At 50.5% G+C, this 26156-nt stretch carries 40 protein-coding genes; all 40 read left to right on the top strand.

Going from position 1 to position 26156, the window contains the following annotated elements:
- Positions 1–12 precede the first annotated feature (12 nt).
- The gene (locus BO26_RS08480) at positions 13–966 is read left to right on the top strand and encodes an AAA family ATPase (RefSeq protein WP_051690872.1); all 954 of its coding nucleotides are present in this window, start codon (positions 13–15) and stop codon (positions 964–966) included.
- A complete protein-coding gene (locus BO26_RS08475; RefSeq protein ID WP_036769235.1) occupies positions 963–1223 on the top strand; it encodes a hypothetical protein in 261 nt (86 codons plus the stop codon). Before BO26_RS08480 ends, BO26_RS08475 begins: the two co-directional genes overlap by 4 nt.
- Before the next feature lie 12 nt (positions 1224–1235).
- The gene (locus BO26_RS08470; RefSeq protein WP_036769232.1) at positions 1236–1433 is read left to right on the top strand and encodes a hypothetical protein; all 198 of its coding nucleotides are present in this window, start codon (positions 1236–1238) and stop codon (positions 1431–1433) included.
- Positions 1423–2055 carry a DUF3164 family protein gene (locus BO26_RS08465; RefSeq protein WP_036769227.1) on the top strand — a complete coding sequence of 211 codons (633 nt, stop codon included), beginning with the start codon at positions 1423–1425 and terminating at the stop codon, positions 2053–2055. Before BO26_RS08470 ends, BO26_RS08465 begins: the two co-directional genes overlap by 11 nt.
- A gap of 1 nt (position 2056) precedes the next feature.
- Entirely contained in the window at positions 2057–2245 is a 189-nt protein-coding gene (locus BO26_RS08460; RefSeq protein WP_036769223.1) for a hypothetical protein, read from the top strand.
- A gap of 87 nt (positions 2246–2332) precedes the next feature.
- Entirely contained in the window at positions 2333–2707 is a 375-nt protein-coding gene (locus BO26_RS21530) for a hypothetical protein (RefSeq protein WP_051690871.1), read from the top strand.
- Positions 2700–3224: a gp16 family protein gene (locus BO26_RS08450; RefSeq protein WP_036769219.1), complete on the top strand. Its 525-nt coding sequence runs from the start codon at positions 2700–2702 to the stop codon at positions 3222–3224. Before BO26_RS21530 ends, BO26_RS08450 begins: the two co-directional genes overlap by 8 nt.
- On the top strand, positions 3221–3736 hold the full coding sequence (locus tag BO26_RS08445; protein WP_036769216.1) for a hypothetical protein: 516 nt from the start codon (positions 3221–3223) through the stop codon (positions 3734–3736). The genes BO26_RS08450 and BO26_RS08445 overlap by 4 nt, the downstream gene beginning before the upstream one ends.
- Positions 3729–4037 carry a hypothetical protein gene (locus tag BO26_RS08440; RefSeq protein ID WP_036769213.1) on the top strand — a complete coding sequence of 103 codons (309 nt, stop codon included), beginning with the start codon at positions 3729–3731 and terminating at the stop codon, positions 4035–4037. Before BO26_RS08445 ends, BO26_RS08440 begins: the two co-directional genes overlap by 8 nt.
- Before the next feature lie 13 nt (positions 4038–4050).
- Positions 4051–4473: a Mor transcription activator family protein gene (locus BO26_RS08435; protein WP_036769210.1), complete on the top strand. Its 423-nt coding sequence runs from the start codon at positions 4051–4053 to the stop codon at positions 4471–4473.
- Positions 4474–4572: 99 nt separating this feature from the next.
- Positions 4573–5082, top strand: coding sequence for a glycoside hydrolase family 108 protein (locus tag BO26_RS08430; RefSeq protein ID WP_036769207.1), 510 nt, complete (start codon positions 4573–4575; stop codon positions 5080–5082).
- On the top strand, positions 5082–5339 hold the full coding sequence (locus tag BO26_RS08425; RefSeq protein ID WP_036769204.1) for a hypothetical protein: 258 nt from the start codon (positions 5082–5084) through the stop codon (positions 5337–5339). Before BO26_RS08430 ends, BO26_RS08425 begins: the two co-directional genes overlap by 1 nt.
- Positions 5333–5593: a hypothetical protein gene (locus BO26_RS08420; protein WP_036769201.1), complete on the top strand. Its 261-nt coding sequence runs from the start codon at positions 5333–5335 to the stop codon at positions 5591–5593. Before BO26_RS08425 ends, BO26_RS08420 begins: the two co-directional genes overlap by 7 nt.
- Complete coding sequence (locus BO26_RS08415; RefSeq protein ID WP_036769198.1) at positions 5586–6185, top strand: hypothetical protein; 600 nt, start codon at positions 5586–5588, stop codon at positions 6183–6185. Before BO26_RS08420 ends, BO26_RS08415 begins: the two co-directional genes overlap by 8 nt.
- Positions 6182–6409: a TraR/DksA C4-type zinc finger protein gene (locus BO26_RS23990; RefSeq protein ID WP_036769195.1), complete on the top strand. Its 228-nt coding sequence runs from the start codon at positions 6182–6184 to the stop codon at positions 6407–6409. Before BO26_RS08415 ends, BO26_RS23990 begins: the two co-directional genes overlap by 4 nt.
- A 13-nt stretch (positions 6410–6422) precedes the next feature.
- Entirely contained in the window at positions 6423–6695 is a 273-nt protein-coding gene (locus BO26_RS23985) for a DUF2730 family protein (RefSeq protein WP_036769193.1), read from the top strand.
- A gap of 8 nt (positions 6696–6703) precedes the next feature.
- A complete protein-coding gene (locus BO26_RS08400; RefSeq protein ID WP_036769409.1) occupies positions 6704–6991 on the top strand; it encodes a VpaChn25_0724 family phage protein in 288 nt (95 codons plus the stop codon).
- A gap of 2 nt (positions 6992–6993) precedes the next feature.
- Positions 6994–7566 (top strand): DUF3486 family protein, encoded by a 573-nt coding sequence (locus tag BO26_RS08395; protein WP_036769191.1) that lies wholly within the window; start codon positions 6994–6996, stop codon positions 7564–7566.
- Positions 7566–9125, top strand: coding sequence for a terminase large subunit domain-containing protein (locus tag BO26_RS08390; RefSeq protein WP_110882673.1), 1560 nt, complete (start codon positions 7566–7568; stop codon positions 9123–9125). Before BO26_RS08395 ends, BO26_RS08390 begins: the two co-directional genes overlap by 1 nt.
- A gap of 56 nt (positions 9126–9181) precedes the next feature.
- Positions 9182–10699: a DUF935 domain-containing protein gene (locus tag BO26_RS08385; RefSeq protein WP_236637335.1), complete on the top strand. Its 1518-nt coding sequence runs from the start codon at positions 9182–9184 to the stop codon at positions 10697–10699.
- Positions 10683–12008 carry a phage head morphogenesis protein gene (locus BO26_RS08380; protein ID WP_036769189.1) on the top strand — a complete coding sequence of 442 codons (1326 nt, stop codon included), beginning with the start codon at positions 10683–10685 and terminating at the stop codon, positions 12006–12008. The genes BO26_RS08385 and BO26_RS08380 overlap by 17 nt, the downstream gene beginning before the upstream one ends.
- 135 nt (positions 12009–12143) lie before the next feature.
- The gene (locus BO26_RS08375; RefSeq protein WP_036769187.1) at positions 12144–12620 is read left to right on the top strand and encodes a phage virion morphogenesis protein; all 477 of its coding nucleotides are present in this window, start codon (positions 12144–12146) and stop codon (positions 12618–12620) included.
- Positions 12621–12784: 164 nt separating this feature from the next.
- Positions 12785–13993 carry a phage protease gene (locus tag BO26_RS08370; RefSeq protein ID WP_036769185.1) on the top strand — a complete coding sequence of 403 codons (1209 nt, stop codon included), beginning with the start codon at positions 12785–12787 and terminating at the stop codon, positions 13991–13993.
- The gene (locus BO26_RS08365) at positions 13993–14916 is read left to right on the top strand and encodes a Mu-like prophage major head subunit gpT family protein (protein ID WP_036769182.1); all 924 of its coding nucleotides are present in this window, start codon (positions 13993–13995) and stop codon (positions 14914–14916) included. The genes BO26_RS08370 and BO26_RS08365 overlap by 1 nt, the downstream gene beginning before the upstream one ends.
- Positions 14917–14975: 59 nt before the next feature.
- Entirely contained in the window at positions 14976–15257 is a 282-nt protein-coding gene (locus BO26_RS08360) for an HI1506-related protein (protein WP_036769179.1), read from the top strand.
- Entirely contained in the window at positions 15254–15706 is a 453-nt protein-coding gene (locus BO26_RS08355; RefSeq protein WP_036769176.1) for a gp436 family protein, read from the top strand. The genes BO26_RS08360 and BO26_RS08355 overlap by 4 nt, the downstream gene beginning before the upstream one ends.
- A complete protein-coding gene (locus BO26_RS08350; RefSeq protein WP_036769174.1) occupies positions 15706–16260 on the top strand; it encodes a DUF1834 family protein in 555 nt (184 codons plus the stop codon). The genes BO26_RS08355 and BO26_RS08350 overlap by 1 nt, the downstream gene beginning before the upstream one ends.
- On the top strand, positions 16257–16436 hold the full coding sequence (locus BO26_RS08345) for a DUF2635 domain-containing protein (protein ID WP_036769171.1): 180 nt from the start codon (positions 16257–16259) through the stop codon (positions 16434–16436). Before BO26_RS08350 ends, BO26_RS08345 begins: the two co-directional genes overlap by 4 nt.
- Positions 16437–17909, top strand: a complete 1473-nt coding sequence (locus tag BO26_RS08340; protein WP_036769167.1) for a phage tail sheath subtilisin-like domain-containing protein — start codon at positions 16437–16439, stop codon at positions 17907–17909.
- A 9-nt stretch (positions 17910–17918) separates the two neighbouring features.
- Positions 17919–18281, top strand: a complete 363-nt coding sequence (locus BO26_RS08335; RefSeq protein WP_236637309.1) for a phage tail tube protein — start codon at positions 17919–17921, stop codon at positions 18279–18281.
- Between the two features lie 2 nt (positions 18282–18283).
- The gene (locus BO26_RS08330) at positions 18284–18634 is read left to right on the top strand and encodes a phage tail assembly protein (protein ID WP_036769162.1); all 351 of its coding nucleotides are present in this window, start codon (positions 18284–18286) and stop codon (positions 18632–18634) included.
- Position 18635: 1 nt separating this feature from the next.
- Complete coding sequence (locus BO26_RS24440; protein ID WP_268870601.1) at positions 18636–18767, top strand: hypothetical protein; 132 nt, start codon at positions 18636–18638, stop codon at positions 18765–18767.
- Positions 18768–20618, top strand: coding sequence for a hypothetical protein (locus tag BO26_RS08325; RefSeq protein ID WP_036769160.1), 1851 nt, complete (start codon positions 18768–18770; stop codon positions 20616–20618). It abuts the gene before it with no gap.
- Positions 20618–21976, top strand: coding sequence for a DNA circularization protein (locus BO26_RS08320; RefSeq protein WP_236637303.1), 1359 nt, complete (start codon positions 20618–20620; stop codon positions 21974–21976). The genes BO26_RS08325 and BO26_RS08320 overlap by 1 nt, the downstream gene beginning before the upstream one ends.
- Positions 21969–23051 (top strand): phage baseplate assembly protein, encoded by a 1083-nt coding sequence (locus BO26_RS08315; RefSeq protein WP_036769159.1) that lies wholly within the window; start codon positions 21969–21971, stop codon positions 23049–23051. The genes BO26_RS08320 and BO26_RS08315 overlap by 8 nt, the downstream gene beginning before the upstream one ends.
- Complete coding sequence (locus BO26_RS08310; RefSeq protein ID WP_036769157.1) at positions 23048–23590, top strand: phage baseplate assembly protein V; 543 nt, start codon at positions 23048–23050, stop codon at positions 23588–23590. The genes BO26_RS08315 and BO26_RS08310 overlap by 4 nt, the downstream gene beginning before the upstream one ends.
- Complete coding sequence (locus BO26_RS08305) at positions 23587–24027, top strand: phage GP46 family protein (RefSeq protein WP_036769155.1); 441 nt, start codon at positions 23587–23589, stop codon at positions 24025–24027. Before BO26_RS08310 ends, BO26_RS08305 begins: the two co-directional genes overlap by 4 nt.
- Positions 24028–25101 carry a baseplate J/gp47 family protein gene (locus BO26_RS08300; protein ID WP_036769153.1) on the top strand — a complete coding sequence of 358 codons (1074 nt, stop codon included), beginning with the start codon at positions 24028–24030 and terminating at the stop codon, positions 25099–25101.
- Positions 25092–25679, top strand: coding sequence for a YmfQ family protein (locus BO26_RS08295; protein ID WP_036769151.1), 588 nt, complete (start codon positions 25092–25094; stop codon positions 25677–25679). The genes BO26_RS08300 and BO26_RS08295 overlap by 10 nt, the downstream gene beginning before the upstream one ends.
- A 2-nt stretch (positions 25680–25681) precedes the next feature.
- Positions 25682–26156: tail fiber protein (locus BO26_RS08290; RefSeq protein WP_036769149.1), on the top strand; the 475-nt coding region annotated here is incomplete at its 3' end.

Here is a 26156-nt window from a genome sequence, read left to right as displayed (position 1 = left end):
TAGGAGACTACGATGACCAATATTATCGCGTTGACTCAAACACAAACAGAGCTGGCTGACGTTCGTGCCGCTATCCGAACCATTGTTGAAAGTGACGGCCTGACTTACAGCAATGTCGCCCGCGAAAGTGGCATATCCAGTACCGCGTTATCTCAGTTTATGAATGAAAGCTACAAAGGTGATAACAGCAAAGTGGCCGGGCAATTGTCTGTCTGGCTGGAGAACCGCAGCAAGCGTACCAATGAAATGCCGGCCGCCCCGGATTTTGTCCAGACGAAGACTGTGCGGCAAATCTGGAGCGCGTTGCAATATGCTCAACTGGCGCAATGTATCAGTGTCATCTATGGCAGTCCGGGAGTCGGTAAAACCAAAGCCTTGCAACAGTTTGTCGCTGAGCGCCCTAACGTGTGGCTGATCACCGTGTCACCCTCCCGCGCCAGCCTGAGCGAATGCCTGTACGAGCTGGCCCTGGAGCTGGGGCTGGGAGATGCGCCACGCCGGGCGGGTCAGCTGGGGCGGGCAGTACGCAGAAAATTGCGCGGCACGTCGGGGTTATTGGTGATTGATGAGGCCGACCATCTTGATTATCCGGTATTAGAGGAATTGCGCATCTTGCAGGAGGAGACCGGTATTGGTCTGGCGCTGGTCGGCAATCATCAAGTCTATGCCCGGCTGACTGGCGGCAGTTCCCGCAGTGTGGACTTTGCACGACTGTTCAGCCGGATAGCGAAAAAAGTCGCCATACTGAAAACCAAAAAAGATGACGTTATCGCCATTGCTGAGGCTTGGGGGTTGGGCCAACAGGAACGCGCGTTAGTTCAGCAGTTATCAGAACGTCCCGGCGCACTGCGTACCGTATCCCATACCCTGCGACTGGCAGCCATGTTTGCCAAAGGCAACAACGAACTACTTTCTGAGAAACATATCCGCGCGGCGGTTAAAGATTTAGAGGGGGCGACATTATGACAAAGGATTCACTGGTTTCAGTATTTAATCGTGCTGGCGATGCGGTATCTGCGCTGACAGAACAGGGGTTTACTGTGATGAGTATCATGATACGGGATAGTGCGCCGCGTATTCAAATTGCCCGGCATCAGCATTGTGAGCAGTTAATTCGTAACGGCAAGGCTACTTACCGATACCTGGGGCGCAATAGTGATTATCGGCAGGGGATGTTTGTACATTGCGGCTGTCAGGTCTTTTGGTCGGAATCATTACATTAATTAGGGGAATATATGGCTGTTAAAATCGAAATTGTTATTACCACTCATCAGGGGAAATTAATGCATGACGTTAAAGCGTCAGGCGGCGCTGTCTACACAGCCAATGAAAAGCAAGAGGTCATGGCGCTGGTACAGGTTATTAAGCATCACCTCGCGCAGCAATACGATTTATGTTTTCACACTCAGGAGGTTAATCAACATGTCCACTAAACAATACACAACACAGCAGGCACCGGAGAGTTATTGGGTCGATGTTAAAGGCGTACTGACGCCCGTCAGTATCATCAAAGCGATTGACCTGGAACGGGATAATTTAGTCGGAGAAATCGTTGAGCAGGCCATCACGGTTAACTCGGCATTAGCTGAGTTGAAGCTGCGTGCTTTTGCTGATATCCAGGCTTTTGTTGATTTGTCAGCAGAGAAATACGGTGCCACGAAAGGCGGGAAAAAAGGCAATGTGACACTCTATTCTTATGATGGCCGTTTTAAAATTCAACGTGCAATGCAGGACCGTATTGCTTTTGATGAGCGTTTGCAGGCGGCTAAATCCCTGATTGATGCATGTCTTGTAGACTGGACAGAGGGTGCGCGTCCTGAAATTCATGCGCTAATTAATCAGGCGTTTTCCACCGACAAAGAGGGCGATATCAATACGGGTCGTGTTCTGGCACTGCGTCGGCTGGATATTGATGACGAGCGCTGGAATAAAGCGATGGTTGCCATCGGCGAAGCCTTGCAGGTTATCGGCAGTAAATCCTATATTCGGGTTTATGAACGTGTGGGGGATACTGACCAGTATAAACCGATACCATTGGATATCGCCGGGGTTTGATATGAAAGCAACACAGTTTAATCAACGTTATCGGGTTGGTGGCAGTTTTATCTATCAGCCCAACAAAATATTACGTGGTGGAACGCTGGTTAAGACAGTGGATAAAGCGAAAGACTTAACCCATTGCACGGTAGTTGAAATTAGTACTGAACCTTATTTTGTCAGAATAGATTATTTAACTCCAGCGTGATTTAACACACCACAAAATTAAAGACGGTTTAAATATGGCGTAAACCCGCCAGGGGCGCGCTTACGCCAAAAACAGGAAATAGAAAAAATGAATCACTATTTATCTTCAAAAATGACTGTAAAAGAATTTAATAAAAAATACCCGATAGGTTCTGAGTTTTATTATTCTTCACTTATTGACAAAGATAATATCCGGCATGTTGTAACTCGTTCTGCTGCGTGGAAACTAGGACATGGTAACATAGTGGTATCATTTGAGGGAATGACCGGTGGTGTCAGTATTACTCATCTAGAACCCGTTATGGTTAACGTGCAAGTAGAAGTATTAGCTGGCGTCACCACGTTAGAAGGTAACAGGTATCTCAATCAGTTACGGGAGGAGGGCATTATTAAGAGCCGGGGCTTTATCGTGCTCAATTCTATCCGAAGTCGCCAACAGCGTGGGAGAATGAACGATGAATAAACAACAGCTCATTCGTCTTATTCATATCGCCAAAACGACGCTTAAGCTTGACGATGACACTTATTGCGCGGCCCTGGCGACAGCAACCGGCGGGAAAACATCATGCAGTGATATGTCCCATCATGAATTAAAACAGGTGTATGCGGCGTTTGTTGGACGGGGATTTAAACGCCGTTTTAAACCTGATTATCAGCATGTTAAAGGCCGTGTGCGCACAGCAGAAATTAACAAAATTCGGGCCATTTGGATCACCATGTATCAGCAGGGGTTTATTGATGATGGTTCAGAGTCAGCATTGAATAAATTTGTGATGCGACAAACAGCTAAAGTCAATGGTGCCGGGGTCGCAGAAGTCGGCTGGCTAACCCCCGCACTGGTTTATCCAGTTATTGAGAGTTTGAAAAAATGGCATATCAGGCTGATGACAGAAGGCATGGCTGTCCGCAAACAACCACTGCCGGCACGCCGGGGATACGATGCGATATGTCACGCCTTTAATATGAGGAAATCATCATGAAAATAGCCCGTTGCCCAATTTGCCACTCAGACTGGCACTTAGAAGCGTTATGTGAAGATGACGCCAGCCGTCAGTTATTAAAAATGCTGTCTGAATTACCGGGCAGTTGTGCCCGGCATTTGGTGGCCTATATCGGCTTATTTCGCCGTGAGAAACAAAACCTGTCCAATAGCCGGGCATTAAAACTGGCCGGGGAAGTGCTGGCGCTTTACAAACCCAGTCGGGTACTGGCTCACGCCTTGAGTGAAACCGTTGAACGCATCCGTGAAAAACGGGCACAGGGAGACAAGAAACCGTTATCCAACCACAACTACCTGAAAACTGTCTATCAGTCAGCCGAACAAGTTTTTGCACAAAGCAGCAATATCAATACACGGGAGAAACAACAAGTGTCAGGTTCTGATAGTCGTGACTCATATTTTAAACAAATGCAGCAATACGGTATTGATTTAGTTACACTACCAGGAGGCAAAGAGTGGTTAGAGCAACAAGCTGGAGGGTTAAATGGATAGCGATTACTTTTTTACATTAGTGCCGATTGCATGTTCTTTCTGGGTGTTTTTTGATGCATGCCACAATCTTATTGGTCCATACCGCGATGAACAACAAAAAGTTCATGGACGTTCACCAATTTGGTGGGGAACATTGACTTTAGTTCTAACAATAATCTTTCTCCCTTTGTATCTTATTCGAAGGAAAACATTGTTGTCTGTTGCACAAGATAATCCGGTTAAAAGCGATAAGAGCTTGGGGATTTTAATTCTGTCAATATTGAGTGGACTCTTTATTTGGTATTTTCACTTGAGCTATTAAACGGGTTGTCGATATGAAAAACCTATCACTTTTTGCCGATAATTATGACGAATTGGGACAAATATTAGATCAATTAGATGATATACCAGAAACAGAGCTACAAGCACGTTGGCCGCAGCTACTTGCTGATATCATTGATTTATTTAGCACTGAGTTACAACGCCAAGGTTATATAAAAGATACGCGATTGTCAGCTAGTAAACTTGCGGGCGTTTTGGCCCATTATTATGGTGGCAGAGCTGTTTATTTACCCACTGGCGACACATTAAAAATCGCATTACGTGATAACCAGTTATTTAATGAGTGGAGTTGTTCTCGCGGTGAGGTTGTGCAGTTAGCAAAAAAATATCACCTTACCCATTCGACGGTATATGCTATTCTGCGTCAGCAATTAGCGCTCCATCGTAAACGTTATCAAGGTGAGCTTTTCAAGTAATCTACCTGTTCTGATGGGGTTTGTTTGACCTCCCACAAACCCAATTGTCCCGCCTAAAACATGATGATGAGCTACCGATTATCAACAAAGGTAGCTATCATGACTTACCGTTACAGCGTTTCCTTTATCCATGCTATCCATTACTTACTGTCCGTAGAGGGCGGCTATGTCAATAACCCCAACGACACCGGCGGCCAGACAAAATTGGGTATCAGTCAGCGCAGCTACCCTCACCTCAATATTGCCGCATTAACCGAAGACGATGCCACCGAAATCTATTACCGGGATTTCTGGCTGAAAGCCGGTTGCGATAAGTTACCGGCAGGTATCTCGCTGGCGGTATTTGATGCCGCCGTTCAGCACGGCATCAAGCCCGCCGTACAGCAATTACAACGTGCAGTAGGTGTCCGGGATGACGGCGTTATCGGCCCTGGCACCCTCAATGCCGTCGAAACCCTTGCGCCGCAATATCTGTTTATCCGACTACTGAATCGGCGTGCACTGGCTTACGCCCGTATTATTGCCGTGAACCCGACACAAAAAGTCTTTCTTGACGGCTGGTTTAACCGCCTGGATAAGCTGACGCCTGCGGTGTTAGAGGTGTTGTGATGCTGCCGCCGCCGATTTCAGACTATTTATTAAAAAGACAAATTGCTGAATTGCGTAACCCGCGCTATCTCGGTATCTATGAAGCCGGGCGGGAACGTTGTTTACAGCAAGCATTGGCCGGCAACGATATCAGCGACATTCCAATTTATAGCTATAACGCCACTTATCAATCGCTATTTTGCCGGGGCTGGCAATCCGTTTCTGCTCAAGATATCCGCTTATTGCGGGCTGAATGCGACAGGGGGCCGGTATGTTAGCGCACTTAAAGCAGCTTATCAGCAACCCGGCAACCGGTCGCCTCTCAACCTCTGATACCACCTTATTTGGGGCATTTGTTGCCAGTACAGCCGTTCTGTTGTGGTGTGCGCTTGCCGGCAAGATGGATGAATATCTGTTCGTCGGCTATCTCGCCGCCTGGGTTACGCATTCTCAGGCATCAAAACAAGCCGCCATTAAGCGTGACAAAGAACTCAATGTGACAGAAAACCGCGAGGTGTTTGCCCGTGATTAATCTTATCCGACGTTATTGGCTCATTGTGGTATGGGGTTCACTGTGCATTTGGCTAGGGGATAGGTGGGCCGAATCACGTTTGCAACCTCAAATCAATCAGGAAATTGAAAACCGCAAAGAAGCAGAACTGTCTTTTTATCGGGCACAAAAAGCCACCGCCGAATTAAATGCCGGCGTACTGCACGATTTGATTGAAAAACAGCAGGCACAGCAACATGCAAACGAAAAGATATCAAATGACTTATACGCCGCTATCACGCGCTTATCACAAACCACGCAACGTATTGAGCAAAGTATTCCTGAGGCTCTTAGGCGTGATGGGAGTGCTTACACCGGCATTGGCCCTAACGGGTTGCGGCTCTACCAAGCCGCTCTCGGTTACCGCCACGCCGCCCCTGGTGATTTCAGCCTGCCCGGCAATTCCTTCCCAGCTGTTACAACTGCCCGCGAAACCGCCGATGCCCCGTTCCGGGGAGCCGCATGCGCTGCTGACTCACGCCAGCCAATACGGGCAATGGAGCCAGGAACTGGCGCAAAAGCTGTCGGCAATCAAAGCATGGACCGACCAACAACGGGGAAAACAACAAAATGAGCAGACTGATTGATAAAGCCTGTGAAGTAGAACAATGTCAGCGGGAATTAGCTCTAAAAGCCCATGTTGAGCGGCCAATTCAGACAGGAGACGGCATTTGCTGTCACTGTGGCGACGCGATTGATCCCGCCCGGCTTGCCATTAATCCGGCGTTTGAACGCTGTGTTGACTGTCAAAAACAGGTTGAATTATGGGAGAAAAAATTCGGTGCTGGCATTTCTTAAAGAGAACTGGTCGATGGTGTGGGCGGCGGTCACGGTCACCTTTAACGTGGCACTGGTGTTGCTCAGTAAAACTTATGCCAAACGTGATGATGTTGAATTACTTAAAGTGCAGGTGCGACAGCTTGAAGGGTCATTATCGACTTTGCCGAATCAGAAAGAATTACACGCTTTGCAGCTGGAGATGGCGAACCTGCGCGGCGATTTAAAAGCCGCCTTGCCGGAGCTGCGTCAGTTACGCCATCTGAGCGATTTGTTATTACAAAATGAATTAAAGGAAAAGAATTAATGTCATCCATGCGTGAAATTTTGAACGCTGACCAACGGCTGGTTTTGCTGCGTTCACTGACCGAATGTGGTGGTGATGCCAATGAATCGGTCTTGCAGACCTGCCTTGATGCCTACGGTCATCGTATTGGCCGTGACGTGGTGCGCTCTCATATGTCCTGGCTGGAAGAACAGAGGCTAGTGTCGATCAAGGATGTTGCCGGTTGTCTGGTTGCTACCCTGACCGGACGCGGGGCGGATGTGGCAGAAGGTCGCAGTACCGTACCGGGTGTGAAGCGCCCTCGGCCAAGGGGATAGCCATGAGTAATAAACAGACGCGTGGTCGTCCGTCGAAGATTGATTTGTTGCCGCCGGCCATCCGGGACCAGCTTCACAGTTTGCTGCGTGATAAGCGTCATACCCAGGAAGATATCCGCACCGCGATTAATGAGCTGATCGATGAAGAAGGTTTACCCGATGCGCTGAAAATCTCCCGGACGGGTCTGAATCGTTACGCCTCCCGGATGGAAACCCTCGGTGCCCGTATTCGTGAAGGGCGGGAAATTGCTGATGTGTGGGTCTCCCGGCTGGGGTCTGCGCCCTCTTCCGACGTCGGGAAGCTGTTGCAAGAATTTGTGAAATCCCTCGCATTTGAAACCAGTATGAAGTTGGCCGAGGGGGATGAGCCGGTTGAACCGAAAGCCTTATCTCAGTTAGCCCTGGTCGCCGCCCGGATTGAGCAGGCCGCCATGACCAGCACGAAGCGCGAAAAAGAAATCCGGGCCGCGTTTGCGGCGGAAGCCGCAGAGCAGACTGAAACCCTGGTCAAACAGGCCGGACTCACGGCGGAAGCGGCGGCAGATATCAAGCGTCAAATCTTGGGGATTGTTTAATGCTAGTACAGGAATTAAACCCGGCAACGGAGTTTATTATCAATGCGGTTAACGATGAGACGTTTGACCCCAATGCGGTGCTGCTGGGTTATCAAAAGCGCTGGATCGCCGATGAATCGGTCTTAAAAATTGCAGAAAAATCGCGGCGGATCGGGTTGACCTGGGCTGACGCCGCTGATGCGTCACTGACCGCCGCCAAAGCCCGTGACGCCGGCGGCACAAACCATTTCTATATTGGTTCCAATAAAGAAATGGCGCGGGAATTTATTGATGCGGCGGCCATGTGGGCTAAGGCTTACGGGCTGGCGGCGGGTGAAGTGGGTGAAGAAGTCTTTAAAGATGAAGACAAAGATATTCTGACGTTTGTTATTTACTTTAGCAGCGGGTTTAAAGTCCAGGCATTATCCAGCAACCCTAAGAACTTACGCGGGATGCAAGGGAATGTCACCATCGATGAGGCCGCTTTCCATGAACGGTTGGCCGAAGTGCTGAAAGCCGCGCTGGCTTTGACGATGTGGGGCGCAAAAGTGCGCATTATTTCGACGCATAATGGCAATGAAAACCTGTTTAACGAGTTGATCCAGGATTCCCGCGCCGGGCGTAAACGTTATTCTGTTCATACGATTACGCTGGATGATGGTTGCAATGACGGGCTGTATAAACGTATCTGCCAGGTTTCCCGGCAAACCTGGTCGCAGGAAAAAGAAGACGAATGGAAAGCTAATTTACTCAAAGACACCGCGACGGAAGAAGATGCACTGGAAGAATATTATTGCGTGCCGAAGCAAGGCAGCGGGGCCTATATCCCCCGGGTGCTGATTGACCGCGCAACCAATGCCCAGTGTGTTGTTGTCCGTTTTGCTATGCCCAGGGGCCATATGACCTGGACGGAAGACGAGCGTAAAAACACAGTGTTGACGTTTTGTGAAGAGACGCTGTTACCTGCATTACAAAAACTGGATCCTGATACCCGCCATGCTTTCGGTCAGGATTTTGCCCGTTCCGGCGATTTATCGGTCATCGGGGCCGGGAGTATTGAGCAGGACACCCGCCGCATTCTGCATATCACCGTTGAATTGCATGATGTGCCTTACAATCAGCAACGCCAGATAGCCTTTTTTATGATTGACCGACTCCCCCGTTTGGTCGGGATTGCCATCGACTCGACAGGGAACGGCGGTTATTTAGGGGAAACAGTGTTATTGCACTACGGTGAAAATATGGTCGATGCTATCCATATTACGGATAATTTCTATCGTGAATGGTCACCAAAATACAAGGCGCTGTATGAATCCAATGACATCCGTATTCCTAAAGATGAAGACATCATTGCCGACCAGCGCCAAATCCAGAACATCCGGGGCGTGCCCAAAATTGATAAAACCCGCCGGGCCGGGACAGACGGTCAAAAACGTCACGGCGACAGTGCCGGGGCTTACCTGATGTTTACCCGAGCCAGTTACATGGACGGCCAGCTAATTGAATTTATTCCCCTACCGGAGAAACACGCGGCCAAAAACGATGATGACTTACCGACTTTTGAGAGGGGGTGTTGGTGAAAATATTCAACAGGTTAGTGGATGCCGTTGGCCGCCGCTTTTGGTTTAAACATGAGATGCAGACTCGGGATGGTGAATCCCGTGTGTCGCAATTGCGCCGATACTACGGTGATCATCCGGTCAGTGGTTTGACGCCTGCCCGCGCGGCTGAAATTCTGATTGAGGCCGAGCGCGGCCAGCTACTGGCACAGTGTGAACTGGCGGAAGATATGGAAGAAAAAGACGCGCATTTACAGTCAGAATTAGGTAAGCGTCGGCGGGCTATCCAGTCGCTGGATTGGTCAGTTAAGCCGCCGCCCAATGCCAGCCGGGAAGAAATCAGCGACGCCGAGCTATTAACCGAAATATTGTTAGATGCGGATTGGTTACCCGATTGCCTTTTCGATGCCACAGACGCGATATTAAAAGGGTTCAGCTGCCAAGAAATCGAGTGGGAAGATGCCGGCAAGCTGATTATTCCGCGTGCGGTTGAATGGCGCGACCCGGCCTGGTTTCAGACGCCTCAGTATGAGCGCAATCAATTACGCTTACGCAACGGGACGGCAGACGGGGAAGATTTGCAGCCGTTCGGCTGGATACAGCATATCGCCAAATCAAAGTCAGGTTATCTTGCCCGAACGGGGTTAATCCGCACTCTCGTCTGGCCGTTTATCTTCAAGAACTATTCGGTCCGGGACCTGGCCGAGTTTCTGGAAATCTACGGTCTGCCTATTAGAGTTGGGCAATATCCGGCGGGCGCGACTGACAAAGAGAAACAGACTTTATTGCATGCGGTCATGTCAATCGGTCATAACGCCGGCGGGATTATTCCGCGCTCCATGTTGATTGATTTTAAAGCGGCGGCAGACGGCACATCAGACCCGTTTATGGCGATGATGAATTGGGCTGAGTTGAGCATGTCTAAAGCCATTTTGGGTGGCACACTGACCAGCCAGGCAGACGGCGCGACAAGTACAAACGCATTGGGTAACGTGCATAATGAAGTGCGTTTCGAGGTGCGCAACAGTGACGCCACGCAACTGGCCGCCACACTCACGCGGGATCTGGTGTTTCCTTTATATGCCTTGAACTGCAAATCATTCGATAATCAACGGCGTAAGCCGGTGTTTGAGTTTGATTTGTCCGAGCCGGAAGATGTGAGCGCCTATGCCGCCGCGCTGCCGGGGCTGGTCGGTCTGGGGATGAAAATTCCGGTGCAATGGGTGCATGATAAGCTGCAAATTCCTGTTGCCGCCGATGATGAAGATTGCCTGAAAGTCCCCGAAACACCCGCAGCCCCGGATTTCTCTTCAGCCTTTTTAAACGCTAAAACCGGATGGACCGCATTAACGGCGGAGCCGGTGACATCGGTGAATACGATGCCGGGTGCGGTAAGCGGCCAGGAATGGCAAAACACGGTTGACCCGCTGCTAGTTCCTATTCTTATGGCACTGGAAACCAGGGGCTATGAGGCGGCAAAAAATAAAGCGTCTGAACTCTATGCTGACATGGACGATGAACAACTGGCTGATATGTTACATCGGGCGATGTTTGTCGCCGAACTCTGGGGGCGTCTGAATGTCACAACCGGTTGATTTAGGTATTGCCGCTAAATTAGAGCCAAAACTGGCCGTGGATTATTTTCGTGCCAAGGGCTATGACGTCAACTGGAACTGGCAGGAAACCGATGCTGCCGCTCATGCGGGAGCGTTCACCGTGGCAAAAGCGGCGCGGATGGATATTCTGACGACTATTCGTGATGAGGTGGATAAAGCGCTGAGTCAGGGCACCACCGAACGCGATTTTATTAAAAGCCTGAAACCCCGTTTGCAAGAACAGGGTTGGTGGGGTAAGCAAATTGTGGTTGACGGTGACGGTAATGCGGAAACCGTCCAGTTAGGCAGCCCGGCCCGGCTGGCAACGATTTATCGCACTAACCTGGCTACCGCGTATCAGGCCGGGCGATATCAACAGCAATTGGCGAGCACCGAGACCCACCCTTATTGGCAGTATATTGCTGTCATTGACAAGAACACGCGGAAAAGCCATGCCGCCATGCACGGGCGGGTGTTTCGTTTTGATGACCCAATCTGGGACACGTTCTATCCACCTAACGACTGGGGGTGTCGCTGCCGCGTTCGCGCACTAACCGCTGCACAGGTCAAACGAATGGGATTAACTGTAGAATCCAGTCTCGGTGCGGTGAGCACCCAACTTGTTGAAACCGGGGTTGATAAGCGGACGGGTGAAGTTTATCAGTCGGAAGTCACGACGTACCGCAACGGCAAGCAGCGCATGACCACCGGCGCGGGCTGGTCAAACAATGCCGGGCAATTGGCTATGGGGTCGGATATCAGTATTGCGCGTAAGCTGATTGGGTTGCAAAACCGTGAACTCCGTCAGCAGGTTATTCAGTCATTGAATAACGCCCCGGTACGACAACACGCATTCGCGCAATGGGTCGGCCAGGTGCTGACGCAACGGCGTCCTGGCAACAACATTCAACCGCTGGGGTTTATGACCGAGGATATTGCCGTGGCCGTGGAGGAACGGACCGGCAAGCCTGCGGCACGCGTGCTGGCTATCAGTGAAAAAGAACTGGTGCATGCTGACAGTCTTAAGCATCAGAAAAAAGGCGTCGCCCTGACCATGGCCGAATATCAGACGTTGCCGCAGGTGGTTGCCAATCCCTCGGCTATCCTCTGGGATAAGCAGAATCAGAATTTATTGTATATTCGCAATGATGATAACCGCACTATTAAAACGGTGGTCAATGCGCCGTGGTCAGTACGTAAACAACCTGATGCGTTGGATGTGGTTATCAATACGTACCGGGTGCCGTTAACAGAACTGAAAAAAGGCGTCGCCGGCGGAAATTATGAGTTGCTGAAAGGCATACTATAACAACAAAGCCCCGAATAACGGGGCTTGCTACAGTGGTGGGAGTTGAACCCACATAAACGTATGGCGCTCTGCGCTGACGTCGAATTACCGGTTATTCGTACACTGTTTAACCTATTTTACCATGAGTGAATCTGAATGCAACTTGACTATCAATTTGATGATGCGGCGATACAAGCGGCCTTTAAACGGGTGCAAAAGTTGGGGCGGAATACGACGCCGATCACCCGTGCGATTGCTGCTGTTCTCGCCAGTGAAAGCGAAGAGGCGTTTGCGCAAGAAGCTGACCCGACAACAGGCAACCCCTGGCAACCGTTAACCGAAAAGTACAAAGCCCGCCTGGCAAAAAAAGGCAAAACGGGCAGAATGTTACAACGCTCACAGGGGGGGCTGGCGATGTCGTTGTCAACAGCGTATGACGCAGTGAGCGCGGCCATTGGCACCAATAAAGTTTACGCAGCGATCCATCAATGGGGCGGGTTGCCCGATATGCCGCCCGGCCCGGCTGCGGTCCCCACCCGTCCGTATATGGGACTGTCGGCGCAGGGAATTGCGGATATTATCGACATTATCAATATCAATGCGCAGCACGCAGCGGCATTGAAAGCGCGTTAGTGTGTTAGCTCTTACCTAAAAAAAGTTAAACGCCTCCCGGCATTTTTAAACGGGTTTTAAACGGGGTATAGTGTCACTGCTGGCCCCCGTTCTATCTCTTCTTTCCCATGCAGGTGTGATCCCCCACAAACCCACCTTTTTTTCATTCTGTCCAGAATGGCAGCATGAAAACGAAAAGCCCAACCCCCAACCCCCGTTTAGCGATCCTGAATGCTTCGATGACTCAGGCCGCCGATGGCTGGTATCAGCTACTGCCCGCGGGTCATTTTAGTGCCCGTGACGGCCGCCCAGACGATGTTGTCGGTGGGCAGTGGTTTATGGATGCCGCCATTGCTGAACAGTTTATCGCTGCTACCGCGTCTATTGGTCAGCCCGTGCTGTTTGACTACAACCATGTGACATTAAAACAAAATGACGATGCTGCGGCGTGCAAAGACGCTATTGCGGCGGCGTGGCTGAAAAATCCCGCAACAGATATGCAGTGGCGCGAAGGTTTGGGGCTGTTTGTTCGCCTGTCGTTAACGCTCGCGGCTCAAACCGCTATCGATAACCGCGAATGGGCTTATTTGTCCGCCGTATTTCCTTATAACGAGCTGGGCCATCCCCTTTATTTGAGGATGGGCGCACTCACCAATGACCCCGGTTTAACCGGTATGCGGCCTCTGGCTGTGCTGGCGGCGCAAACTCTTTCGGACTTTTTACCTCCATCAAAACAGGACATTGTTATGAATGATCTTATTCTCCAGTTGCTAGAGCAGCTGGGTATTGAACTGCCCGACGATACCGCCGAACTCAGCGAAGAGGTACTCAATGATTTACTGAATCAGGCGCTGTCTGCGATTGAAACCCTGAAAGCGTCGGCCCAGGCGGCTGTTGATACGCAAGAGGTGATTGAGAGTACGGCAGACCCGGACAGTGTGACCAGTGGCGTGACCGATATCGTTGATGATGCCGCCACCGATATCACCGAAGCAGAACAGATCCTTGAGGACGCCGCTTTGAATGGTGTGGATTTAACCCGATTTGTTCCCGCTAAAGCCTATCAAATTCTGGCCCGCCGCGCCGCCGTGTTAAGTGCCCGGGCGGGTGCACAAAGTGCGGAGTCGATTATTACCACTGCCCGCCGACAAGGGCGAGTTGTCGCGGCGGAGGTGCCTTATTTGCGGGCGGTCGCGAGACAGCACGGTATTGCGGAGTTAAATGCCGCGATTGCGGGCCGGAAAGGCATTACGGCACTCACCCGCCGTCAAACCCTGAGAGCGAAACAACCGTCGCGTATGGCCGTCCTGTCCGCGTCTGAAAAAGAAGCGGCGAGGCTCCAGGGATTATCTGAGGCCGAATTCCTGAAACGCAAACAAAAAGGAGCCAAATAATGGCGATTGTGACCCCCGCGCTGATTAAAGCGTTATTTACCGGCTGGAACGGCGATTTTCAAAATGGGCTGGATGAAGCACCGAGTCAGTATGAAAAAATCGCTACCGTGGTACCCAGTACAACAAAATCCAACACTTACGGCTGGCTGGGGCAGTTTCCGGGCATGCATGAATGGATTGGTGACCGGGTTATTAAAGATATGCAATCACACGGTTATCAAATCATTAACCGGCCATTCGAAAGCACAGTGGGCGTTGATCGGGATGATATTGAAGACGATAACGTCGGCATTTACTCGCCGCTGTTTACTGAGATGGGACGTGCCGCCGGTGTGCAGCCCGATGAGTTGGTATTCGGTGCGCTGTCAAACGGCTTCTCCAATCTGTGTTACGACAAACAGAACTTCTTTGATGCTGACCATCCGGTCTACCCCGATGTAGACGGCAAAGGTGAGGCTAAATCAGTCAGTAACATCCTGACAGACGACGGCTATAAAGGGTTGCCGTGGTTTGTACTTGATAATTCCAGGGCCATTAAACCCATTATTTTCCAGCAACGTAAAGCGCCGGAAATGGTCGCGATGGATAAAGTCGATGATGAGCAGAACTTTATGCGCAAGCTCATTCGCTACGGCGTCGATACCCGCTGTGAAGCGGGTTACTCATTCTGGCAATTGGCTTATGCCGCTAAAGCGCCATTAACGGCTGACAACGTTTGGGCAATGATTTCCGCCATGCGACAGTTTAAAGCCGATGGGGGGCGTCCGCTGGCAATCCGGCCTACGCATTTGGTTGTTCCGCCGGCAATGGAAAAAGAGGCCACGCAGCTATTAGAGCGTGAGCTGACGATTGATGCTAAGGGCGGCACTGTCAGCAATGAGATGAAAGGCCGCCTTGAGCTGATTGTCGCGGATTACCTCTAATCCCCTGTTAAACGGGGTGTTAACCCCGTTTAAACCTTGTTTAAAGGACGTGAAATGTTATGTCAGAAAAAATTTCAATGGCTGAAAACGCCGAAACAATGGGTGTTTGCGTGGTTAATACCGCCCATGATGGCTATCGCCGTGCCGGGTTTGTGCTTGTTCGGGGAGAAAACACGTTGTCGACCGTTGATGTTGACCAGCGCCAGGCGCTGGAAGCTGATCCCCGTCTGTCTGTCACGGTTATTACGACAGATACCGATAATGACGAACCGGGGCGGCTGGCTCATCAAGATGATACAGCTGCGTTAGCTAACCCCAGGAAAGATAAGGCGAATAAATGAGTTATGCCCGGCTTGCTGATATGTACGCGCGTTACAGTCGTGACGGTCTGAACACCCTGACGGATGTCAAGATTGACAACTGGGCGGCATTAACCGATGACGAACTGACGACGGCACGTCAGCGACTGATACAAACGGCGCTGGATGATGCTTGCGCGACGATTGACGGCTATATCGACAGTCGCGCGACCTTGCCACTGAAAACGGTGCCGTCTGTTCTGGTCAGGGTGGCCTGTGTGCTGGCGCGGTTTTCGCTCGAAGACGGCGCGGCAACAGAAAAAGCCACAAAAGACAGTGAAGATGCGATCCGTCTGCTGGAAAAAGTCGCCGCCGGGGATGTCAGTCTCGGACTCAGTAAAGACGCTGAGCGCCCGGAGGGCGGTGATATTGCGCAAATCACCAGCGCCGGCAGTGTCTGGCAGCGCGAGAAATCGCGGGGATTTATCTGATGAAAACACCGGCTTCTATCACCAGTGATATTTCAGATTCGTTGGTGGCGGGCATCCAGCAGCTATTTGGTAAGACACTGCGCAAAGTGGATACCCACCCCGGCCAGTGGAGCGACAGCGCCGTCAAGCTGATTATCAATACCGCGCCGGCGGTTTACGTCGCCTGGTTAGGCAGTCGCCAGGGCGAGATACGTCACACCGCCATCAGCACCTGGGGCATTTTTGTCAGCGCATCCGTGTTAAACGGTAAACAAACCCAGGTGCCGGGTATTTATCAGATTGTTGAGCGGCTCACCGCCTGGCTGAACAACCGCCGGATTGCCCCGGCGGGTAACTTCACGCTGACTCAGGTTGGCAACCTGTGGAGCGATACGCAAAGTCAGGCAGGCATTGCAGTGTATGGGCTGTATTTTGATGCGCCGCAGCCACTGCCGGACCCTATCGCGATTGATGATTTGGATGATTATGCCACCCATTATCAGCAATGGGGGCAGCCAACGGGGACGCCTGAGCAGGAAGCCCTGATTCATTTACCTATTCAGGATAAACCATGACTGAATTGCATATTAAACCCACACCGGGGTTGGTTGTTCGTGACCCTGAAACATACGAACCGCTGACTGAAAAAGGCGATAAAAAGCCCCGTATCGGGTACTGGTTACGTCGCCTGAAAGACGGTGATGTAGTTGAAATTCCTGCTGTATCAACGAAAAAAGGAGCATCGCAATAAATGGCGCTCTCATTTAATGAAATCCCGGCCAATATTCGGGTGCCACTGTGCTATATCGAATTTGATAACAGTGCCGCGGTGACTGGCACACCGCAAATGTTGCATAAGACGCTCCTCTTGGGATTGCGCATGAAAACCGGGCGGGTGCCCGCCGGGCAACCTTTTCGCGTCACCTCGGCAAGTGCGGCTGAAACCGCGTTCGGGCGTGGCTCTATGCTGGCTGAAATGGCTGCGTCATTTATTAAAGGCAACGCGTTTGCCGAACTGTGGGCGCTCGCCCTGGATGATGCCGAGGATGGTGTCAAAGCCGAAGGGAAAATTCAGTTTATCGGTAAGGTGGCCCAAACCGGGCAAATTGCGTTGATGATAACCGGCGTTCCCGTGCGTGTCACGGTCAAGGCCGGTGATGATGCAGTCACGATGGCCGGTAAAATCCGCGATGTGATTAACGCAAATGAAAAACTGCCGGTCACAGCGAGCGCGGAAGCCCTGGCTGACACCGTGATATTGAAAGCCAAATGGGGTGGTGAAACCGGCAATGATATTGATGTCCGGGTCAACTACTACGACGGGGAAATGCTGCCGGCGGGCATCAACTTAGCGATCACCCCGATGGGTGGTGCTACGGGCAACCCCGATTTAGCGGCGGCCATTACGGCGTTTGGTGATACCTGGTGGAACTATATTGTTAACCCCTTCACGGATACGCCGAATCTCGATTTACTGCGTGATGAACTGAAAACCCGCTGGGGACCGCTGCGCATGATTGACGGCATTTGCTGGATGGCCTGCCGCGGCACACTGGCGCAAGCCTCAACGTTCGGGACGTTACGCAATGATTATCTGTTTTCAACCCTCGCAACCGGGATTGCGCCACAGCCGACCTATATCTGGGCGGCCACGTTGGCAGGTGTGGCGGTGGGTTCACTGAGTATTGACCCGGCTCGTCCCCTCCAGACGCTGCAACTGCCCGGTATTTTGCCGCCTGCCGCCAGCGACCGTTGGGCATTGAATGAGCGTAACTTGCTGCTCTATGACGGGATATCAACATTCAATGTGGCGGCGGGTAATGTCGTGCAGATTGAGCGCATGATAACCATGTATCGTGAAAACAGCTTCGGCGACCCCGACCCCAGTTATCTGGATGTCGAGACTATCGCGACTCTCTCGTATCTGCGTTACTCAACACGGGTACGTATCACGCAAAAATATCCGCGTCATAAGCTAGCCAATGACGGTACGCCGTTCAGTGCCGGACAAGCGATAGTCACGCCGTCCGTCATCAGAACAGAGTTATTAGCTTTATTTACTGAACATGAATTTGCCGGCCTGGTGGAAGATTTCGACGCGTTTAAAGCGACGCTGATTGTTGAACGCGACAGCAGTGATCGCAATCGCATTAACGTGCGCAGCAATCCGAATCTGGTTAATCAGTTCCGTATTTATGCGCACGCTATCCAGTTTATTTTGTAATAAGGAAAAATGATGGCAAGCCCCTATCAGTATACCGGTATTGCGTATATCCGGCTTAATGGCAAAGAGATCCCAACCAAAGACGGCGCACAACTGACGCCGGGCGGCGTAACCCGTGACCCGGTTATCGGTGCCCGGGTTTATGGCTGGCAGCAGACACCGAAAGAAGCCCGATTAAGCTGTGTTATTCCGCAAGGCCCCGGTGTCAGTCTGTTTGTGATTAAAAATATGGTGGATGCGACTATCGAATTTGAATGCGATACGGGCGAACGTTTTATGCTCGCTAACGCCTGGTGTGACGGTAATGTGTCGCTCACCAGCAAAGGTGAGATATCCGCTGAATTTATCGGCATTGAATGTAAGGAAATTTAACCATGTTTCAGTTAAAGCACGGCCTGCAATACGGCCATGATGACGAAGCCGAAAAGCAGTTTGATGTTGAACTGCGCCAGTTGACTGCCGGTGATTTGATTGATGCCGAAACCGCCAGTGAGCGGGTCGTGATGACAGAAAAAGGCCCGATGCTACTCTCCAGTCCGGCGCTAATGGGCTATGAGTTATTACGCCGCACTATCGCACGTGTTGGCAACATCAACGGCCCGATACCGATGGCACTGTTAAAAACCCTGCATCAGGATGATTTGGAGTTAATCGCCAGCCAAGCTGGTTTACAGCGTCATGTCGCGATGGAAACGATGAGGCAAGTCGCCGACGAGGGGCGATAGTTTGCAGTGCGTTCGGGCTATTGAACGCACTGCCTTATCCGTCGGTATTCGGCTTAAGGGTGGGCCAGCCTGGGCGCTGGCCTTACCGTTACCGAAACTATTGTTGTACTCACACTGGCTGGGGAAACGCTAAATGACAACGAAAAATCGCGCCGAATTTATTGTTAATCTGGTCGGCAATGTGACGCAAAAATCCCGTCAGTTCGGGGCCAGTATCCGCAGGTTCGGCACGGAAGGCAGCCGCTCAATGCGGCTGTTTTCCAGTGCGGTAACCGGGGCTAACGGTATTCTGGATAAATTTGATAACCGTATGGTGGGATTTGTCACCGGCGGCGGGCTGGCAATGGCGGGCAAACAAGTTGCCGACCATCAGCAGACTATCACCGAACTGGGTACAACCTATAATCTGACGGCGGACCAGGTGATGAAACTGGATGCTGCGGTAACCAAAGTCGCCGCGCATCGTAAACTCAGTACCTCGGATTTAATGACCGGTGCAGAAGCGTTCCTGGGAAAAACTAACGATCTTGAAGCTACTTTAGCGCAACTGGACAATATCGCGCTAACGATTAACGCTATCAGACTGGAAGCCAGTGCTGCCGGGAATGAGCTGGGCGGGATGTTTAATGTGGGCTTTAAGTCCCCGGAGAAAATGCGTAAGTGGCTTGAGGGTGTAGTTTCTGCCAGCAAAGAGGGGACTGGCAATATCGGCGACCAACTGACGGCATTAAGGGGATTGGGAAAAGACACAAAATGGCAATCCCAATTAGACCAACAGCAAATGTTGGCAATGCTGCGTGTTGCTAATGCCGAATTTAATGATCCAGAACAGGCATTTTCTGCCATGCAGGGTTTTTACGACACCATTAATGATAAAGAAAAACAGAAGATTTTAAAACGAAAAGGCCGAATTAATGTAAAAGATAAAAATGGGCAGCAAAAACACCCTGCTGATCTTGCGTTTGAAATCAGTAACGCAGCCAAAAATAAGGAGCACAATTTAAAAGATGTTTTTGATGGCGACACCTTGAAATTTATCATGATACTCGGTGACCCTAAAAAACGTGATTTGGTAAAAAAAATTGCTCACCCGGATAATATTGAAGAGGGATTGCTGGAGAAAAAAGCCACACAGAATGTCCAGACATTTAATGGTGCATTAACGTCATTAACAAACACCGGAGAGCGATTTGCTCAACTGAAACTGGCTAAACCTGTTCAGGACTTAGCTGATGCCATTCATTCGCTGACGCCAGAGGAATTAGACGAATATGCTGCTGCCGTTGAAAAAGCCGCGTATGCGATCGGGGCGGCTGTGGCGGCGCGTTATGTGTATCGCGCCGGTAAAGGGGTATACAATTTTGCTAAATATATTAAGGGTGGCCCAGCGGGTTCGGCGGGCGGTGATACCTCTTCGGGGGCATTAAGTGGTGCTGATGTGGTGCCGGTTTATGTCACGAACTGGTCAGAACAAGGTCAATCGGATAATAACAACAGCCCCAGTAATAACAAGTCAAAGTTTAATCGCGGCGGTCTGATCGGTGCCGTAATCAATACAGTCAGTGAGCTTGAGGCTCTGTTGCCATCCGAAGAGGAAAAAAAAGTTACCCTTGAAAGATGGAAAAAGCAAATGAAGGAAGAATACCCCCATGCCTACGACACAAGCGGTCAAGAACGTGGCTCCCCAATATTCCCTGTCAGCCTTAAAAACTGGTGGTATGGACATAACGATCAGATAGTGAAAGAAGGGATCACGCCCTCCCCTTACTTAACCGGAAACTGGGAACAGAAGTCTCCTCCGTCGCTGGCAGAACCTGCTAACCCGCAGCCCCAACCGCAGCAAAATCAGCAAAAACCGCCGGAAGGTAAGATTACTATCCAGGTTGAAACGACCGGGGATATCAAAGCGAAAACGAAATCAGTCAAGGCTGAGAATGTCGATTTGCGGGTGAACACCGGCTACAGCTATGCGAGAAGTTACTGATGATGCCCGATTTTGATGGTGTGTTAACCCTGTTTAATGATACCTCCTGGCGTTCAAAAGTGGGGACGGGTAAAGGGACATTTCGCGGTACCCCATTCTATATTATTGATGATGCGACGCTGACCGGCGGTCGTCGTGTGGTTCGTCACGAATACCCCTTGCGGGATGACGGCGAAACCGAAGACCTGGGACTGACCACCCGCGAGTATGCATTTACCGCCGTAGTGTTTGGTGATAACTATTTTAGTCAGCGTGATGCGCTGATAACGGCACTTGAAGCTCCCGAACCCGGCGAAATCGATCATCCTTATTGGGGCAAGCAGCGGATTCAAATCGAAACCTACACTGTGCGGGAATCCTGCTATACCGGTGGGGTTGCGATGTTTTCTGTCACCTTTGTGCCGGCGGCGGATAAAACCGCCCCGGTTGAAGCGCACAAGCCCGAACTGAACAGCGATAGCCTGACGAACCGCGTTCTGTCCGATGTCACAGCGGCATGGGACACCGTAACCGGCGCAATGGCTAAAGTCACCGAGACGCTGAATACCGTTGAGGCGACGGTTAACACCCTAGTTAATGGTATTCGCAGCTTACCGGCTACCTCCGGTATGAACCAATTATTGGGTTCCGCACTGGCGCTGAAAGGCTCCTTAAAGAATCTGATTAATGCCCCGCATCAGCTCTTTGATGATATCGCTAATTTGGTCAGCGGCATGGCGGAAGTTGCCCCACCTGCCGTTGCCAGCCGGGCATTACGTAAAACCGGCAGCAGTATTCAGGTGCAATCCAAATCGAATGTGCCGGCAGTGGCGCATTTACAACATGTAGTGAATACCACCACCACGGTTTTTATTGCGGCTCAACTTGCCGGGTTAGTGTTAAATGCGGCGACAGAAGCCGCGAAAACCAAACCGCCTGCGCCTTCATTAACCCTGGCCGGAACGTCTTACACCGTTTTTTCTTCGTCAGCCGTTGATGCTCAGTCATCCAAGTCTGGGGCTGAACTCCCGGTAACTTCCATTCCGCTGATTGAAACGCTGGATGATACCCGAAAAGCCAGTACCCAATTGGATGATGAGCTGATGCAATTACTGATAGCGACCGGGGATCTGGGCTGGTTCGAGACCTCAAATCAGCTCCGGGATTTTCGCATTACCTTTGTGCAGCAAATGCAGGCCACGGCGGGGGCGTTACCGACCGCCAGACATATTGCGCTGGCAGGAACAGAGCCAGCGTTAGTCACGCTTTATCGCGAAACCGGCGAGGTGCATCAACTTGCCCGTTTTATCCGCCGCAACGGTATCCGACACCCGGCGTTCGTCACCGGCGGCGTAGACATTGAGGTGATTAATGGCTAATACCATCGAATTAATTTTGGGTAATAAAATCTATTCCGGCTGGAAAACGCTGGATGTGACCCGCAGCATTGAAGATATGGCAGGACAATTCTCATTAGGCGTCACAGTTAAAAGCGGTGATTCTCCGCTTGTGCTTTTACCTGGTCAATCATGCCAGCTTGAAATGAATGGTCAGCGGGTAATTACCGGTTATGTGGATACGGTGGAAACCAGTATTGATGATGAAAGGACCATTACCGTATCGGGTCGGGATAAAACTGGTGATTTAGTTGATTGTGCGGCCATTCATGGTAAAGGCCAGTGGCGTAATGTCACCCTGGAAACTATCGCCAAAGACTTATGCAAGCCGTTCGGTGTCACCGTTCGTTGGGAAGTCAAAACGGTGTCGGCGGCAACCGTATTCAAACAATGGCAGATTGAACCCGGCGAAACCGTGTTTGATAACTTGTCACGCGCTGCCCGGCATCGCGGGGTGCTGGTAACCAGTAATGCGCTGGGTGAACTGGTTTTTACCACTGCTGGCACGGAAAAAGCCGGTATTTTAGTGCTGGGACCAGCAGACAATCAGGGAGTGAAAATTCAAACGATTGACACTTATCTGTCCTGGATTGACCGGTTCAGCCTGTATCGTGTTAAAGGCAGTAATGCCGCCGGTGGCTTATGGGGAGAAACCCAAACCCCGGCACAATCTACCGCGATTAATATTGATGTGCGTGATGCTGAAATTACCCGCTATCGCCCCACTATTATTCTTGCTGACGATAACCTGACTACCGCCCAAGGCAATGCGCGTGGCTCGTGGGAACAGAAACGGGCATTGGCGCATGGTATGACTGCAACAGTTGGCGTCACTGGCTGGTTCAAACCAAATGGTCAGCTCTGGCAGCCTAACGAATTGGTGACGTTAAACGCCCAGCCAGCCGGCTTGAATGAGAAAGTCCTGTTGATTGTCTCAGTGAATCATACACTTGATAACGATACGGGCACGGTAACAAAGCTCGAACTGATGCCGAGTGACGGCTTTAACGAACCCGCACAGCCTGAACCTAAAACCAATGACGGGGTATGGAAATGATTAATCAGCTTAATAAGCTCACCGCCAGCATTCAGCGCCGGGTCCGGCTGCTGATTTCGCGTGGCGTGGTTAATATTGTCAATGACTCGCTGAAGCAGCAAAACTTGCAAGTTTCGTTGCTGGCTGATGAAGCTGCTGACGATGTAGAACGATTTCAAAACTATGGTCACAGTAGCGTTCCGCCCGTCGGCAGTGAAGCGATTGTATTGTCGGTGAGCGGCGTTCGCCAGCACCTGGTTGCGATTGCCGTCGACAATAAAAACAGTCGTATGGGTAAGTTAAAGGCGGGTGACAGTGCGCTTTATCACCAGGAAGGGCATCATGTTTTACTGACTGAAAATGGGGTTGTTCGCATTCAGTGCAAGCGTCTTGAAGTCGTGGCGGATGAAATTGTGTTTGATGCTCCCCAAACCCGCTTTACCGGCAATGTTGATATAAAAGGTGTCAGTACGGCTGACAATCATATGTCAGGTTCAACCAGCGGTAAAGACCACATTCACACAGAGCATGACGGATACAGCACGAGCAAACCGAGATGAATGACATTGCGCTTCAATGGCAAACCAACAACGCAGACATTGCTATCAAGCACGCGGATATTGTGCTGGATAACTCATTAGCGACTGCGGTCATTATTTCATTATTTACTGACCGTCGGGCGCTGGATTCTGACGAACTTCCTTCGGGGGCTGGTACTGACAAACGAGGTTGGTGGGGAGACTCATTTAATGCGCGGCCAATCGGCAGCCGGTTATGGTTGTTATCACGAGAGAAACAGTTGTCATCTGTTTTGCATCGTGCCAAAGCTTATGCAGAAGAAGCGCTGACATGGCTGATTGAAGATAACCATGCAAAGCAAATCACTGTTGCCGCAACAGCACCCGAACGCGGGGTTTTATTGCTGACAGTGAATATTACCCTATTCAACGGCAGTGTGTTGCCCCTGTCGTTTAAAGCTCATTTAAGTGTGATTTAAATGCCGTATAAAGCCCCATCTCTTAGCGCGTTACTGGCTCGTACTCAGTCAGATATTGAGAGTCGTTTACCCGGCACATTTGCCCGTTCTGCATTCAGTACCACGGGGGCAATTGCTTTTGCTAACGCGGGTAACGCAGCCGGATTGCATGATCATCTTGCATGGACCAGTCGGCAGGTTGTCCCTCATCTTTCAGACGATGACAAACTCCTGGAACATTGTGAGTTCTGGGGGGTATGGCGTAAACCCGCCACTCAGGCAACAGGCAGTATTACAGTGACTGTGCTAAATAAAACCGTGATACCGAAAGGCACACGCTTTCAGCGCCCGGATGGGGTTGTGTTTGAGTCTACTGATGATGTGTATGCCGCATCGGGTGAGAACCCAGTTTCTGTTATTGCCATCGAACCCGGCAGGCGGGGAAATACAGCAGCCGGGGTTGAATTTGAATTGGTTTCGCCGGTTGTCGGTGTGAAAACCCAAGCCATGACTCATTACATTGGCGGTGGTGCAGAACTGGAATCGATTGATTCACTGCGTTCTCGTTTGTTGTTCAGAGTGCAATACCCGCCATCCGGGGGCAATAAATATGACTATGAACGCTGGGCTAAGGAATGTGCAGGGGTCACTCGTGCGTGGTGTATCCCGCGCTACCGTGGCTATGGGTCAGTCGGTGTTTTATTCGTGATGGACGAAGAAACCAATATATTTCCACGACCAGGGGATCTTGTGCGTGTGAAAGAATACCTGACCGGGCATATCAACCCGGTGACCAACCAAGCAGAAGGCAAAACAACAGGTGCGGAATTAATTGTGGAAAGTCCTGTTGCTAAAGTCATTAATTTTCGCATTCGTTTATCGCCGAATACAGAAGTCGTCAGACAGGCTGTAAAAACCAATTTGAAAGGTTATCTGGAAAATCTGCCGCCAGGTGGACTGGCTTTACTGTCAGAAATGCGGGCAACCATTTCTAACGCGCCGGGTGAAATTGATAACACCGTGATGTCACCTGTTGCGGACGTGTATGCCGCCGAACATGAAATTTTTGTCCTGGGAGATATCGAATGGCAATGACAGCAAAAGACTATCAAAAATCCGGTCTTGATTTATTGCCCCCAGGCAAAGCCTGGGTAAGAGATCCCGATAGCGATCTGGGTAAATTAATGCTTGCATCAGGCGAAGAATTTGCCCGCGTGGATGTGATTAGTGACGCTATCTTAAATGAAATTTATGCAGACCGGGCTTTTATGCTGCTTGAAGATTGGGAAGACTTTGCCGGGCTTCCCGATTGCAGTATTGACGATGAGTCAACGATTGACAGTCGCCGGCAGGCAGTAAAAGCAAAGTTAATCATGTCAGGCAGTCTCTGCAATCAATTTTATGAGCACTTAGCGGCAGAACGCGGCTATCGTATTAAAATCGAGGAGCATTACCCTCATCACTGCCTGCGTGGATGCAACTATCCCATTTATCCAGAAAAAAATTGGTTTCGTGTTTTTGTTCATGTCTTTGAAAGAACCTCGCGCTTTTCAACTGTGCTTGATAATTGTAAGCAACGCTTGCGTGTTGCTGACGCGGCAGACCTTGAGTGTTTATTAGAACGCTATGTCCCCGCCGAAACTGAATTTGTATTTATTTATCATGAGGATTAACGATGTTTGGACTTGATAACCCCTCTGGCGTTAGTGTGATGCCGCCCGTCACCCCGGCAAGCAATCCGACACCGCTCTGGTTTACTGAGGGCGGCGCGGGTCTTGCTGTCAGCTACCCCGGCCAAGAATGGTTTAACATTGTGCAAGCTGAATTGTTGTCTGTATTGCAAGCCGCAAACGTTAGGCCCGACAAGAGCAAATTAGATCAACTTGCTGTAGCCATTAAAAGTATTGTCACTGAAAAGAGCATTGGACTGACAGACAAACTCGGCAATAGTAGTGCATTAGCCGCATCACAAAAGCTGGTTAGTGAAGTTAATAACAATGCCAATAGTAAGCTGGCAAAAAACCAAAACGGCGCAGACATTCCCAACAAAAGTGAGTTTGTGAAAAACCTCGGTTTGGTGGATACGGTGGTGTTGGCGAAAAATGCGTTGCCTGTTTATGCGTCTTCTCTTTCTGTAAATCTCAATACAT

Origin of the sequence: Photorhabdus australis DSM 17609 (assembly GCF_000711895.1) — a bacterium.
GTDB lineage: Bacteria > Pseudomonadota > Gammaproteobacteria > Enterobacterales > Enterobacteriaceae > Photorhabdus > Photorhabdus australis.
The sequence above is the reverse complement of the archived record's forward strand: the minus strand, read 5'-3'. Positions and strand labels throughout refer to the sequence as shown.

What these genes read in the sequence shown, in the direction of transcription:
- BO26_RS08480 (WP_051690872.1), top strand. Translation starts at nt 13, where the DNA reads ATGACCAATATTATCGCGTTGACTCAAACACAAACAGAGCTGGCTGAC.
- BO26_RS08475 (WP_036769235.1), top strand. Translation starts at nt 963, where the DNA reads ATGACAAAGGATTCACTGGTTTCAGTATTTAATCGTGCTGGCGATGCG.
- BO26_RS08470 (WP_036769232.1), top strand. Translation starts at nt 1,236, where the DNA reads ATGGCTGTTAAAATCGAAATTGTTATTACCACTCATCAGGGGAAATTA.
- BO26_RS08465 (WP_036769227.1), top strand. Translation starts at nt 1,423, where the DNA reads ATGTCCACTAAACAATACACAACACAGCAGGCACCGGAGAGTTATTGG.
- BO26_RS08460 (WP_036769223.1), top strand. Translation starts at nt 2,057, where the DNA reads ATGAAAGCAACACAGTTTAATCAACGTTATCGGGTTGGTGGCAGTTTT.
- BO26_RS21530 (WP_051690871.1), top strand. Translation starts at nt 2,333, where the DNA reads ATGAATCACTATTTATCTTCAAAAATGACTGTAAAAGAATTTAATAAA.
- BO26_RS08450 (WP_036769219.1), top strand. Translation starts at nt 2,700, where the DNA reads ATGAATAAACAACAGCTCATTCGTCTTATTCATATCGCCAAAACGACG.
- BO26_RS08445 (WP_036769216.1), top strand. Translation starts at nt 3,221, where the DNA reads ATGAAAATAGCCCGTTGCCCAATTTGCCACTCAGACTGGCACTTAGAA.
- BO26_RS08440 (WP_036769213.1), top strand. Translation starts at nt 3,729, where the DNA reads ATGGATAGCGATTACTTTTTTACATTAGTGCCGATTGCATGTTCTTTC.
- BO26_RS08435 (WP_036769210.1), top strand. Translation starts at nt 4,051, where the DNA reads ATGAAAAACCTATCACTTTTTGCCGATAATTATGACGAATTGGGACAA.
- BO26_RS08430 (WP_036769207.1), top strand. Translation starts at nt 4,573, where the DNA reads ATGACTTACCGTTACAGCGTTTCCTTTATCCATGCTATCCATTACTTA.
- BO26_RS08425 (WP_036769204.1), top strand. Translation starts at nt 5,082, where the DNA reads ATGCTGCCGCCGCCGATTTCAGACTATTTATTAAAAAGACAAATTGCT.
- BO26_RS08420 (WP_036769201.1), top strand. Translation starts at nt 5,333, where the DNA reads ATGTTAGCGCACTTAAAGCAGCTTATCAGCAACCCGGCAACCGGTCGC.
- BO26_RS23990 (WP_036769195.1), top strand. Translation starts at nt 6,182, where the DNA reads ATGAGCAGACTGATTGATAAAGCCTGTGAAGTAGAACAATGTCAGCGG.
- BO26_RS23985 (WP_036769193.1), top strand. Translation starts at nt 6,423, where the DNA reads ATGGTGTGGGCGGCGGTCACGGTCACCTTTAACGTGGCACTGGTGTTG.
- BO26_RS08400 (WP_036769409.1), top strand. Translation starts at nt 6,704, where the DNA reads ATGCGTGAAATTTTGAACGCTGACCAACGGCTGGTTTTGCTGCGTTCA.
- BO26_RS08395 (WP_036769191.1), top strand. Translation starts at nt 6,994, where the DNA reads ATGAGTAATAAACAGACGCGTGGTCGTCCGTCGAAGATTGATTTGTTG.
- BO26_RS08390 (WP_110882673.1), top strand. Translation starts at nt 7,566, where the DNA reads ATGCTAGTACAGGAATTAAACCCGGCAACGGAGTTTATTATCAATGCG.
- BO26_RS08385 (WP_236637335.1), top strand. Translation starts at nt 9,182, where the DNA reads ATGCAGACTCGGGATGGTGAATCCCGTGTGTCGCAATTGCGCCGATAC.
- BO26_RS08380 (WP_036769189.1), top strand. Translation starts at nt 10,683, where the DNA reads ATGTCACAACCGGTTGATTTAGGTATTGCCGCTAAATTAGAGCCAAAA.
- BO26_RS08375 (WP_036769187.1), top strand. Translation starts at nt 12,144, where the DNA reads ATGCAACTTGACTATCAATTTGATGATGCGGCGATACAAGCGGCCTTT.
- BO26_RS08370 (WP_036769185.1), top strand. Translation starts at nt 12,785, where the DNA reads ATGAAAACGAAAAGCCCAACCCCCAACCCCCGTTTAGCGATCCTGAAT.
- BO26_RS08365 (WP_036769182.1), top strand. Translation starts at nt 13,993, where the DNA reads ATGGCGATTGTGACCCCCGCGCTGATTAAAGCGTTATTTACCGGCTGG.
- BO26_RS08360 (WP_036769179.1), top strand. Translation starts at nt 14,976, where the DNA reads ATGTCAGAAAAAATTTCAATGGCTGAAAACGCCGAAACAATGGGTGTT.
- BO26_RS08355 (WP_036769176.1), top strand. Translation starts at nt 15,254, where the DNA reads ATGAGTTATGCCCGGCTTGCTGATATGTACGCGCGTTACAGTCGTGAC.
- BO26_RS08350 (WP_036769174.1), top strand. Translation starts at nt 15,706, where the DNA reads ATGAAAACACCGGCTTCTATCACCAGTGATATTTCAGATTCGTTGGTG.
- BO26_RS08345 (WP_036769171.1), top strand. Translation starts at nt 16,257, where the DNA reads ATGACTGAATTGCATATTAAACCCACACCGGGGTTGGTTGTTCGTGAC.
- BO26_RS08340 (WP_036769167.1), top strand. Translation starts at nt 16,437, where the DNA reads ATGGCGCTCTCATTTAATGAAATCCCGGCCAATATTCGGGTGCCACTG.
- BO26_RS08335 (WP_236637309.1), top strand. Translation starts at nt 17,919, where the DNA reads ATGATGGCAAGCCCCTATCAGTATACCGGTATTGCGTATATCCGGCTT.
- BO26_RS08330 (WP_036769162.1), top strand. Translation starts at nt 18,284, where the DNA reads ATGTTTCAGTTAAAGCACGGCCTGCAATACGGCCATGATGACGAAGCC.
- BO26_RS08325 (WP_036769160.1), top strand. Translation starts at nt 18,768, where the DNA reads ATGACAACGAAAAATCGCGCCGAATTTATTGTTAATCTGGTCGGCAAT.
- BO26_RS08320 (WP_236637303.1), top strand. Translation starts at nt 20,618, where the DNA reads ATGATGCCCGATTTTGATGGTGTGTTAACCCTGTTTAATGATACCTCC.
- BO26_RS08315 (WP_036769159.1), top strand. Translation starts at nt 21,969, where the DNA reads ATGGCTAATACCATCGAATTAATTTTGGGTAATAAAATCTATTCCGGC.
- BO26_RS08310 (WP_036769157.1), top strand. Translation starts at nt 23,048, where the DNA reads ATGATTAATCAGCTTAATAAGCTCACCGCCAGCATTCAGCGCCGGGTC.
- BO26_RS08305 (WP_036769155.1), top strand. Translation starts at nt 23,587, where the DNA reads ATGAATGACATTGCGCTTCAATGGCAAACCAACAACGCAGACATTGCT.
- BO26_RS08300 (WP_036769153.1), top strand. Translation starts at nt 24,028, where the DNA reads ATGCCGTATAAAGCCCCATCTCTTAGCGCGTTACTGGCTCGTACTCAG.
- BO26_RS08295 (WP_036769151.1), top strand. Translation starts at nt 25,092, where the DNA reads ATGGCAATGACAGCAAAAGACTATCAAAAATCCGGTCTTGATTTATTG.